Below are 11,628 nucleotides of genomic sequence, written 5' to 3'. Positions count from 1 at the left end.
CTGGATAGTCTGGTTTGGGTGCTTCTGCAATGTCTGTATCTAGAAATTCGGCAGTTCAGCGACTCAGACAGGAGAATTTGTTATGTAAGTGATTCAATACGGGAGCCGTCTTGCGATAAACGGAGCAGATGACATTCAAACAATCATCATCGAAAAGGTTCTCAAGCCAACTACGGACGCGAGGTTCTTTCTTTGGTGGAATGCCCTGGGCCCGATCCAAGGGATCAAACTCCGTATACATCTCAACAACTGCCTCAAATTCGCTGTCCAAGCCATTGTACGGCTTGACTTCGATTGTTCGGTCTTCCTGATCCACGAACTCCTCAGGAGGTGCTTCGAACGGTCCAGAGGCGGCTTTTGGATAGCGGCGGTTTGACTTCATCGAATCTAGTCACTATGAGCTTTTACTTCGAAAAAACGAACTTGCTGTGTTGTTGGGTGTGTCACTTCTGGTTGACCGTTTGGTCTCAAGACTTAAAGAAGGTAGAAATATTTCGATTAATCATACAATAAAGGCAGATTTGACCGTTGACAGTGTTTATTCGATCAATAATCCCACCAATATTGTCTTTTTGAAGACAACAGCACAACCTCGGAGGATGGCATTGATGCGTGTCTTATGATCGCTCGTGTAGATCGAAAAAGAAGAATCTAATACAAGTCTACTTGTTCTACTGCAACTGAATTGCACATCTTTATTACCACCCTCAAGACAGTATATGTTGCAGTTGCTTTGCCCTACCCCGCACATACAGCGGTGAATCGGCAAGGCACCTCAACACCGTACATATGAACTGTCCAGACTGCAACAACAACCGCACCCGCGTCCTTGACACAGAAACCAATGCAGATGGGGACGCAGTGCGTCGTCGCCGCGAATGCCAACGCTGCTCATTCCGCTTCACGACATACGAGCGACCAGAATGGGATTCCCTCCAAGTGAAGAAGCGAAACGGAAGCATCGAACCATACGAACAACAGAAGCTCCGGGGTGGAATCCTCCGATCCGTTGAAAAACGCCCTGTGACCGATACTGAAGTCACCGAATTGGTGGGTCGAATTGAAGCGGATCTGCAAGCGCGCGACGAACGAATTGTTGCGTCGAGTCTCATTGGAGACCTCGTCTCCGAGAACCTCCGAGAGCTTGACAAAGTCGCGTACATTCGGTTTGTCTCCGTGTACAAGGCATTCTCGGAACCCCAAGAGTTCCTCCGCGAACTCGACGCAGTCCTGGACGCAGAGATAGACGACTTCGAAGCCCCGAACGACTCACAATGACACAAACACACACAGATCAAACGGGTGTTCGGTCAATCCTTGACCGGGAGATCATAGACCACGAACAGACGTACAGAAAACGACACGGGTGCATTCAAGCGCACCGAACCAATAAACGACGGAGACAGAAGCCAACCAACAGCGAACGGTTTCTCCCGGGTACGTGCCAATGACTGAACACAAAACCGCAAGCGGAGATACAGAGACTGACATCTTCTCGAAACGAACGCAGCTAAAACCGTATGAGTATAACGAGTTCCTTGATTACAAGGACGCAATACGCAACAGTTACTGGGTTCATACTGAGTTCAACTTTTCGGGGGATGTCCAAGACTTCAAGGTCAACACGACCCCTGCTGAGAAGACCGTCATCAAGCGGACGATGTTGGCTATCGCACAGATCGAAGTACAGGTAAAGACATTCTGGTCAGACATCTACGAACAGATGCCTAAATCAGAAATTGGCAGTGTCGGCATGACCTTCGCAGAGAGTGAAGTTCGACACATGGACGCCTATAGTCATCTACTCGATGTATTGGGAATCGCAGATGACTTTGAACAAATGACTGAGGTGCCCGCTGTCAAAAACAGAATCGAGTATCTCGACGAGTGCCTGGAAAACGCTGACAGTGAGGACAAAGATGAGTATGTAATGAGCATCCTTCTTTTCAGCACCTTCGTCGAGCACGTCTCACTGTTCAGTCAGTTCCTGATAATGACCAGTTTCGATAAATACGAAAAGAAGTTTAAGGGGATCTCCAATGCTGTCGAAGCCACCAGTAAGGAAGAACAGATCCACGGACTGTTTGGAGTAGAACTGGTGGAGACGATCAAAGAAGAGAACCCGGACATGTTCGATGATGGGTTTGAAGCAGAAATCCAGGAAGCCTGCCAGCAGGCATACGAGGCGGAGATGGACATGCTCAACTGGATCTTCGAAGAGGGAACCCTGGAGTTCCTCCCACGATCGTACGTCAACGAGTTCCTCAAAGGGCGCTTCAACAAGAGCCTTGAGAAAATTGACGTCGAACCATTGTTCGAGACAGATGATGACCTCCTCGATGAGACCCGATGGTTCGACGAGGATATCATGATGACGAAGGATAACGACTTCTTCAGCAAGCGATCGACCACATACAACAAACACACGCAGAGCGTTACAGCCGAGGAGATGTTCTAACAATGGCACAAGCAGAACTCACACAAGTCAGAGAACAGCATAAAGAACCTTTCTACTGGTTGAACGAGGACAGCAAAGAGTTCCTCAGAGAAGGATACCTGATTGAAGGTGTCGAACCCAAAGAAAGGGTCAGACAGATCGCAGAGAACGCCGAAGAGATCCTGGATGAGGAGGGCTTCGCAGACCGGTTCTACGACTACATGAGCAAAGGGTTCTACAGTCTCGCAAGCCCCATCTGGGCGAACTTCGGACTGGACAGAGGCCTCCCTATCAGCTGCTTCGGCAGCTACATGGAAGACAACATGGAGAGTATTCTCTACACCCACGCCGAAGTGGGTGAAATGACTAAGTTGGGCGGAGGTACAAGCGGATATTTCGGTGAAATACGGCCAAGAGGCAGCCCAATAACAAACAATGGGAAGAGTAATGGGAGCTATAGCTTCACAGAACTGTTCGACACTGCTATCAATGTGGTGAGTCAGGGTGAAACTCGAAGAGGCCAGTTTGCAGGATATATCGATGTTGAACACGGTGACCTCGAAGAATGGCTCAATATCAAGACAGAGGGTGATCCGATACAGGATATTTTCTACGGTGTCATCATCGGTGATGAGTGGTTCCAGGAGATGGTCGATGGTGATGAAGAAAAGAGAGAGACGTGGGCAAAAATCATCGAGACACGGATCAATATTGGCGTCCCCTATATCATCTTCAGAGACAACATGAATGAGGGGAAGCCACAGGTATACAAGGACAAGGACTACGAAATAAATGCATCCAACCTGTGTACCGAGATAGCACTCCCAGCCACACCGGATGAGAGCTTCGTCTGCTGTCTCTCAAGTATGAATGCCCTCCACTACGACGAGTGGAAGGACACGGATGCAGTTGAAACTCTGACGCGCTTCCTCGATGCCGTGATGGAGGAATTCATCCAGAAAGCAGAAGGGACACAGTTCATTGAACGGGCTGTGCGGTTTGCGAAACGACACAGAGCAGTAGGAATCGGCGTCCTCGGTTGGCACAGTTACCTCCAGAGCAATATGATCCCGTTCGACAGCATGGAGGCAATGCAGAAGAACGAAGAGATATTCCGGACGATTAGAGAGAAAAGTTACGAGGCGAGCGAAGCGCTTGCCGATGAGTTCGGTGAACCAGAAGTGCTTGAGGGATATGGCAGACGGAACACGACGACGATGAGTGTGGCCCCGACGAAATCGAGCAGTGTCATTCTGGGCCAAGTCAGTCCGAGCATTGAGCCGCTAAAGTCGAACTACTTCGTGCGAGATGGAGCAAAACTCAAATCGACTCAAAAGAACAGATTCCTCCAAGCAATACTGAAAGAGCAAGGAAAAGACGAGAGGGAAGTCTGGGACAGTATCGCAAATAGAGATGGTAGCGTACAGCATCTCGACTGTCTGACGGATGAAGAAAAAGAGGTATTCAAGACCTTCGCTGAGATACCACAGATGGCGATCATCAACCAAGCAGCACAGAGACAGAAACACATAGATCAGGCACAGAGCCTGAATGTCTCGATTGATCCAAGTGAAGTGAGCGTCAAAGAGATCAATCAACTCTACATAGAGGCGTGGAAGAAAGGAGTGAAGAGTCTCTACTATCAGAACAGCGTGAATGCTGCACAGAAATTCAGCCGAAATATCCTCGAATGCCAGGCCTGTGAGAGCTGATCTCCCATCAGTAGGTGTGATCATCTGGTCACGTCTGAAAATCGTTTGGTCGCGTCGCAAAGCGGTCTAGAGTTTCGAGTGGTGGTTGCGTAGACTACTCGGGCTGCTATCTCTAACGCTCTCTAAATCACGTACACTTGGTGCACGCCATTCTAACGCAGTATTTTCAGTTGTCCGAAGTGCTGTCGAGACGCTCAGCGGCAAACTCTAGATGACTTTGCGACGCGACCAAGATCTTAGTTGCTGTGAGGGATTTCCGACCCCCTTGTTTGATTCCTCGACTCATACGTTCGGTTTTAACGACAGGGAGGTTGTCAAGCAACGATAGGAGGATGCTCGGCAGAAATTGTTGGGTCGTCTCCGGCGACAACCGTCACGAATTAACGTCTTTAATGTCTTTTTCTTGGATGTTTTGAGGGTTCTAGCTAGGGTTTTTCACTTTCCAGTCCGAACTAATAGATACGTAATGAGCCTCTCAAAAACGCTCGGGCGCGACGGCCGGGGTGGCGATTCTGACCGTCTGGAATCCGCGAAAGCACGATTCGATCAGGTTGATCGCCAAATTGCCGACACGATGGATCGTCTCGGGCTTCCAACGCTACGTGTCGCGCTCGGAATCGTATTCATCTGGTTCGGTGGGCTGAAGGTGATCGGTGGTAGCCCGGCGGCAGATCTCGTTGCTGCCACTGTCTATGTCGTCCCGCCGGAGTTATTCGTCCCAATACTTGGCGTCTGGGAGGTGTTAATCGGGCTTTGTCTGTTGTACCGGCCACTGATACGCCTCGGAATATTGTTGTTGTTCCTACAGATGCCGGGAACGTTCCTCCCAGTCGTATTACTGCCTGAGGTCGTCTTTGTGACGTTCCCACACGAACTCACGGTCGAAGGCCAGTACATCATCAAGAATCTCGTTATCATCGGTGCGGCGCTGGTCGTGGGCGGAACTGTTCGAGCTGACGAAGAGTAGTGTCGGTTGCTTTTTCAACAACTTAACTCAGATGATTGCTTATATGACGTTGATTTTGGTCGACTTCAGAGTCTCATTGGTCACCATGCAGTAACAGACGGTATATATCTGTTCAGCTCATAATTCGCATATGGCTGTGTACGACTCTGTGCTTATTTTCGATGGCGAGTGTCCGTACTGCTCTGTCGCGGCCCGAGTGCTCGAACAAATTGACGACATCGGTGCGATCTCGTGGTACGATGACGCCGCGCAGGCGTTCCTCAAAGCGCAGTTTGGTGTGACGCCCTTCGCGATGGTACTGGTCGACGTGAACAAACAACGGGTGTACGGCGGCCGCGCAACTGCAAAAGAACTGGCCGAGCGAGCTGGCATGCCATCGGTCGTGGGCTCGTTGGTAAGAAATAACTACGACACGGTCGCTCACGTCGTCGGCATCGCCAGTAACCGCGGGCGCGATCCCGACAACTTCCACGAGGAATATCGCCTGAGCGAGGATGGCGAGGCGGCATTCGATCGGCTTGCTACAAATGCTGACGATCGAACTATGACGACCGCGCGTACGTGAGTATCGGCGGAGCAACAGAGCGTCGGCCGGCCTTTCGCCTAGGGATCAAGAGAGTTCCCCTGAGAGACGGTTGACCGGACTCCGGATTCAACGTACAACGCTTTGGCTCAATGGATCCAATCTATTAACATGGTATCACTCGTGGCCCAATTCCGCCGACTTCCACGCGACCGTCCCGTTATCGCCCTCGCAATCGCTATCCTGACCGTCGAAATCGTCGGAGCTTCCGGATCGGTTTTCACGATGCAAAGTCTCGGCACGTGGTACAGTACCCTTCAGCGACCGATGATTGCTCCACCGAACTGGGTATTTGGCCCCGTCTGGACCGTCCTGTTCGCACTCATCGGAGTCGCACTATGGCTCGTCTGGCGACAAATTGAGTCTTCACCTCGCGAGGTTTGGATCGCTCTTGGCGTATTCGCGGTACACTTCGTCTTCAACGTAGGATGGTCTGCAGTCTTTTTCGGATTACAGGAACTCGGGTGGGGACTAGCTGTGATCGGACTCCTCTGGTTGCTCATCGTTACGACGATGTGGGCCTTTGACCGCATTGATCGACGGGCAGCACTCCTCTTCGTACCATATCTTCTCTGGGTCTCGTTCGCCGCCTATCTCAACTATCGCTTCTGGGTGTTAAATTAGGCCGCGGCCAAAGGTGACTCTCCCACGCCAATATTAGCTTACTCGGAGCTCAAATTCGACCTTGTATATACAACAGATTTTTTCGCATTTTCTATAGCATCATATGATTTATGCAAATTTTCCAGATATCGCCCCATTCAGTTACTTAGCTGTTTGTCCCAATCAGACAAGTAGCTAACCAAAAGTATTAGATAATAGTAAGATAAACGCTACTCCAAAAAAATGACCAATATCAAATCACCCCGAAACACAGCGAGGGCCTTCCCGTGACCGAATCGCAGTATCAATGGGCACGCAAGTCGCTCAGTGAGTTAGTCGACTTCTACTACACGGAAATCCGACCGGCGATGCAGGAGGCCGATCACAACCCAAAACAGGGTCGACCAAGCTACGAGTGGCTGGCAGCCAACGGCTTCTCCGGACTGTCCTACACGCTTCGAGAGCACCACGATCTCACAATCAAGGAGTTCTTCGTCGACGAGGTGGGTCTCGACGATGATACTCCTCGAGGAGACAACGAGGAATCCGGCTACGAGTGGGAGGTTAGCAGTGACGAGACTATCGAAGCCATTCAGACGTATCTCTCGACACAACGTAACCGTGGCGAGCTCGCACCGTCGACAGTGGTGAGTCGACGCTCTCGACTCGCAGAGTATGCTCGAATCTACGAGCATCTGCATGGCCCACACAGTCTCACTCGAAACCTCTATGATATCGACGAGCGGCCAGCCGAAAACGACCGCTGTATGGAGGTCTTCGACGTCCTCAAAGACCGTCTGTCGACCGATCAATCTCGGCTCAAGTACCTCGGTGATATCCAGCAGTTCTACGACCACCAGGTCCGGTTCGAGGGCGCGAAATACAATCCGCTCGACGGGGCAAACGATCAATTTCGCTGGGAGATTGACACCCCCGACAACAAGACCGTCGACGCCGACGGGATGCGGGCTATCTACGAAGCTGCAGAGAGTATTGAATCCCAACTCCTCGTGTTGGCTCTTGGATCCTGGGGGCTTCGACCCAACGAGGTCGCCTCACTCTCTATCGATCAGTTCGTGCTCACCGACGAAGAGGACAATCGAATCATCTTCGAGCAGCGCAAGAACGGTCCAGGAGAGGTTGCGCTGCTGTTCGGCGTCGACGTGCTGAACCAGCGAATCGTTGATCTCGATGGGCCAAATTGGGATGGCTATCTCTTTCCATCGAGTCGCTCGTCGACCGGGCATATCGCTCCACAAACAGTCAATCAACGATTCAAACGGCTTGCTGAGGACGCAGGAGTCACTGTCGAGGGGCAAACACCGACCGCCAAGATGGGTCGACGCTTCTGGTATACCACCTACAACGAGGCAGTCAAGCAGATGATGGAAGGTCTCGAAGGAATCGCCGCTGATCAGGGCTCGGCGAGTACAGAAGTTGTCTCTCAGAACTACCTCTCAGAAGCCGAGAAGCGACGCTACCGTAGAGAATCTATGCGTGATGAGCTGAGTGGCGTCTTTGGTCATATCTGATCCATTCGCTGAGTGAAGACACACCAGATTGCAAGTGAAAGAACTGCGGACAGGGTGGTGTCTCAAAACTGCAAATGCAATCTTAGTATACTCCATTATATATTAATTGCATCTATTACTTGTGCTGGTGTTCTCAAGTATACTATTCGCGCCTTAATTTACACAGCAGGCCTGAGACCACCTCTACGTATACTCGACATATAAACAACTATACCAATCGGGGGTGTTGGTGATAACGACAACAGATGTCTACCAAAGAGCTTCCTGAGGATGCACCAGGGAAATATGTCCCGTATCATCCGGAGCCATACTATTCACCCGAACCTCTCCCGATAGAGCCAAAACTCGAACTCCCCGAACAGACGCGTGATCTGGTAGCCGATGCAGCGTATCAAATTGGCCGCGTTGATGGCATCAGCTCGACAGTCGACTTCTCTGCAGTTCTCTACACATCTCTCATTCGCATAGAGGCTGTCGAATCCGCACGTATCGAAGGTGCTGACGTCGCGTATCAAGATATCGAAGCCTACCACACAAAGCACCCCGAGGGCGAGACTGACGAACCAATCGAGAAGGACCTGAAAGAGGCTCTCAACTACGAAACTGCGCTCACTTATGGGCTCAACAGAATAGAAGGCAGAGAATCGGTAACGCTCTCGCTAATCAAAGATCTTCATGCGATGTTGCTTGAAGGTGTCCGGAATGAGGGCGATGTCATTGGTGATTTCCGCGATCATATGGTTCATCTCACGAGTCCACAGCCAGGGAAGCGTCCATTCGTCCCACCAGCCCCGGAGGGACTCAATACGCTCATGACCTCACTCGAATCGTATATCCAGATGGGTGGACAGTATCACCCACTTGTCGACGCCGCCATCATCCACTATTTTTTCGAGACAGTTCATCCGTTTTCAGATGGCAACGGCCGCCTTGGTCGGCTACTTATTATCCTCTATTTGGCCAGCGAAGGGTACCTCGAAAGTCCATATATCTACCCAAGTGCATACTTCAATCGTCACAAAGTCGAGTACGTCGAGCGGATGCGTGCGGTAAGTGAAACTGGTGCATGGGACGAGTGGATCAGATTCTTTGTCGAAGGCCTTCGAAGTCAAGCTGAGAAATCGTACAAACGGACTCATCGACTCCGAGATCTCCAAGCGCACTACGATAAAGAGTACTCGGGTAGCACTAATACCGAAAAGTTCGCTCGACAACTGTTCCAGTATCCGTATTTTACTCCATTAGACCTCGTAGACTACCTCGATGTTTCACGCCGGACCGCCTACAAGATCGTCGACGACCTCGAATCGGATGGCGTTATCGAGGAAGTGACCGGCAAAGAGCGAGGTAAGGAGTACAAAGCTGTCGAAGTGTTCGACATTCTGGAATAATCGTAGTTGGATAGCAGTTCCATGCCGAGACGATTTCGTAGCAGTCTCATAGATCGTTCACCAGTGCTGAACTACTGTGTCGCTGGGGAGTCACGGATCAACGGAATCGATAGATTCCGTGATCCGCACCGATGATAGTTCGCAACTCCGCCAGCAGCTGGTAATCAAAGAGCTTGAGAACCGATTTCTACGACGCCAGATCACTGCACAACAACAGGAGATCGAACAGCTTGAGGCTCGCCTCAAGCAGTACGAAAACCCAAACACACCACCCAGTAAGCAGGGTGGTGCGGCTAAATCACCTGGTAGAGACGGTCAAGACGGGGATGAAGACGAAGAAGATGAAGGAGACGACGCTGGCGGCGACCCTGACGCCGCCAGCGACTCTTCACCAGGACGGAGTGAAGGCCACGAAGGAACAACTCGACCACCACCAGAACCCGAAGAGACGATTCGGGTTGATCAAGGATACTGTCCAGACTGTGAGCAAATCCTCTCGAACCCTGACAACTACGTCTCACGAACTGTTATCGATGTCCCGCTTCCCGTTCCAACCACTGTCGTAGAGTTCCAACTTGGCAAACACCACTGTTCCTGTGGAAACGAGGTTGTTGCTGAGCATCCTGACTGTCCCGAAAAGGGGCGGTTTGGGCCAAATCTCATGGCCCAAACCGCTCTCGGCCGGTTACATCAACGACTGCCCAACCGGAAACAAGCCGAGCTGTTTGACTGGGAGCTCGATCTTCCGATCTCCCACCGGACGATCTACAACTTGACCAAGCGGGTCGCAGACCGGCTGCGACCCGCATACAACGATGTCAAAGAGAAGGTTCGGGAGAGTGAGGTCGTCTACTGTGATGAAACAGGCTTCCCGGTTGATGGAAAACAACACTGGGCGTGGACGTTCGTCACTGATGACGAAGTGCTGTTCTGGGTTGATGAGAGCCGAGAAAGTGGAGTCTTACAAGACGTCCTCGGCGAGGAATTCGCCGAGGACTCAACGCTCAGTTGTGACGGCTGGTCAGCGTATTCGAGTTATCACACGAAACTGCAGCGGTGCTGGGCGCACCTGTTGCGGGAGGCTGAGTACGTCGCTGAACGGTACGAAGAAGCAGAGCGGCTATCTGAAGAGTTACACGCACTTCACGACGACCTAATGACGTTCGTAGAAGGAGAGCCGTCGGCTTCCGCCCGCGATCAGAAGCGGGCGGAAGCGTCCTTGCACTTGGAGGGTCTGATTAGGGAAGATTACGAGGTCCGAGAGGTTCAGAAGCTGATCAAGAAGATCAGCAACGGGTTGGGTCACTGGCTGACGTTCGTGACTGAGCCAGACGTTGACTCGACGAATAATCGCGCAGAGCGGGCTCTGCGCGAGCAAGTGGTCCTTCGGAAGATGTTTCGGACCCTCCGTTCGGCAGAAGGGGTCCAGATCCACGAGACGATAACAACGATGTTGGCGACGTGGAAACGACGAGGCCTCGATCCACCAGAACAGCTTCAGTCGATCCTCGGTGGGAGAGAACTTCGATAATAACGAGAGGCATCACTGAGCGGTGTATCTTGGTCTTGCTATCCAACTACTGTCGAGACAACCTATAGTTCGAAAGTGAGAGTCCCGACAGATGCAGCTGAATACCGAGCTTCATCAGAAACTCCGGTGTCGCTTCTCGTCCTACAAAATCTAATTCGAATTGGTCGAGACTACCACTGAGGCGTCCGAATTCTGGCATGAGTACTCAGAAAACGTGACACCTCGCTTTTGAATCGTTATCTGAACACCACCGTCGACGTTGCCAGAAAGGCTAATACAATTCAAATACAATACTTATACAATGCCAGTCGACTTCGAAAAACACACACCGGGTAGCCCCCGGATTGACCTGTCCGAAGGCACCAACGCGAGGCGGTTGATGGAGTTTCTACTAGAGACGCCCAGTGTCGGATATACGCCAGCAGAATTAGCAGATCAAACCGAGATACCTCGTGGAAGCGTTGGTCCAACGTTGAAGCGGCTCGAAGAGGCGGGCCTAGCTCGACACAAAGAACCGTATTGGGCTGCAGCAGAGGATGACAGACTCGGGTCTGCGATTGCTTCGTTTATTGGTGTTGAAACTGCTGTATCATCCTTTGGTGATGATTGGTACGCCGAAAACGAAGGGTGGGAAGAAGATTTGCCTGATCTGAGTGCTGAGGGCGAATAGGATGGCGTACAATCAAGGAGCGATTGTTATCGCTGACGACTCCTTCGGAAATGGTTCCACCCGACCTTATCTAATACGTATGTGTTTACCCCGAAGTCTCAACAGCCGGTACAGCGTGAGCTCGTGAGATCATCTTATTGCTGCTGACAACTCGACGAAGTTCCTCGTAGGGATTGCGTCCCTGCTGGCGCCACGTCGCCAG

11 protein-coding genes and 1 pseudogene are annotated in these 11,628 nt (G+C 51.3%); 10 read left to right on the top strand and 2 right to left on the bottom strand.

Going from position 1 to position 11,628, the window contains the following annotated elements; translation table 11 throughout:
* Positions 1–55: 55 nt before the first annotated feature.
* Positions 56–382 carry a hypothetical protein gene (locus tag O2S87_RS16770; RefSeq protein ID WP_475409907.1) on the bottom strand — a complete coding sequence of 109 codons (327 nt, stop codon included), beginning with the start codon at positions 380–382 and terminating at the stop codon, positions 56–58.
* Between the two features lie 407 nt (positions 383–789).
* On the opposite strand from O2S87_RS16770, the gene nrdR reads away from it, so the two are divergent.
* The 9 genes from nrdR to tnpC all read left to right on the top strand — a co-directional run bounded on the left by nrdR (position 790) and on the right by tnpC (position 10,756).
* Complete coding sequence (gene nrdR, locus O2S87_RS16765; protein ID WP_475409906.1) at positions 790–1,278, top strand: transcriptional regulator NrdR; 489 nt, start codon at positions 790–792, stop codon at positions 1,276–1,278.
* 169 nt (positions 1,279–1,447) lie between these two features.
* Positions 1,448–2,458, top strand: a complete 1,011-nt coding sequence (locus tag O2S87_RS16760) for a ribonucleotide-diphosphate reductase subunit beta (RefSeq protein WP_475409905.1) — start codon at positions 1,448–1,450, stop codon at positions 2,456–2,458.
* Between the two features lie 2 nt (positions 2,459–2,460).
* Positions 2,461–4,149: a ribonucleoside-diphosphate reductase subunit alpha gene (locus tag O2S87_RS16755; RefSeq protein ID WP_475409904.1), complete on the top strand. Its 1,689-nt coding sequence runs from the start codon at positions 2,461–2,463 to the stop codon at positions 4,147–4,149.
* A 466-nt stretch (positions 4,150–4,615) separates the two neighbouring features.
* Entirely contained in the window at positions 4,616–5,116 is a 501-nt protein-coding gene (locus O2S87_RS16750; protein ID WP_475409903.1) for a hypothetical protein, read from the top strand.
* Positions 5,117–5,246: 130 nt separating this feature from the next.
* Positions 5,247–5,681, top strand: a complete 435-nt coding sequence (locus tag O2S87_RS16745; RefSeq protein WP_475409902.1) for a DCC1-like thiol-disulfide oxidoreductase family protein — start codon at positions 5,247–5,249, stop codon at positions 5,679–5,681.
* A 129-nt stretch (positions 5,682–5,810) separates the two neighbouring features.
* Positions 5,811–6,323: a TspO/MBR family protein gene (locus O2S87_RS16740; protein ID WP_475409901.1), complete on the top strand. Its 513-nt coding sequence runs from the start codon at positions 5,811–5,813 to the stop codon at positions 6,321–6,323.
* Positions 6,324–6,589: 266 nt separating this feature from the next.
* On the top strand, positions 6,590–7,834 hold the full coding sequence (locus O2S87_RS16735) for a tyrosine-type recombinase/integrase (RefSeq protein ID WP_475409900.1): 1,245 nt from the start codon (positions 6,590–6,592) through the stop codon (positions 7,832–7,834).
* Between the two features lie 245 nt (positions 7,835–8,079).
* Positions 8,080–9,225 carry a Fic family protein gene (locus tag O2S87_RS16730; RefSeq protein ID WP_475409899.1) on the top strand — a complete coding sequence of 382 codons (1,146 nt, stop codon included), beginning with the start codon at positions 8,080–8,082 and terminating at the stop codon, positions 9,223–9,225.
* Between the two features lie 76 nt (positions 9,226–9,301).
* Positions 9,302–10,756, top strand: coding sequence for an IS66 family transposase (tnpC, locus tag O2S87_RS16725; RefSeq protein ID WP_475409898.1), 1,455 nt, complete (start codon positions 9,302–9,304; stop codon positions 10,754–10,756).
* A gap of 67 nt (positions 10,757–10,823) precedes the next feature.
* On the opposite strand, the pseudogene O2S87_RS16720 reads toward tnpC, so the two are convergent.
* Positions 10,824–10,955: pseudogene (locus tag O2S87_RS16720) on the bottom strand (IS6 family transposase); the annotation flags it as partial.
* 102 nt (positions 10,956–11,057) lie between these two features.
* On the opposite strand from O2S87_RS16720, the gene O2S87_RS16715 reads away from it, so the two are divergent.
* The gene (locus O2S87_RS16715; protein ID WP_475409897.1) at positions 11,058–11,426 is read left to right on the top strand and encodes a winged helix-turn-helix domain-containing protein; all 369 of its coding nucleotides are present in this window, start codon (positions 11,058–11,060) and stop codon (positions 11,424–11,426) included.
* The last annotated feature ends 202 nt before the right edge of the window (positions 11,427–11,628 follow it).

This window comes from Halohasta sp. A2 (assembly GCF_056175805.1).
This window is presented reverse-complemented; position numbering and strand designations above follow the sequence as displayed.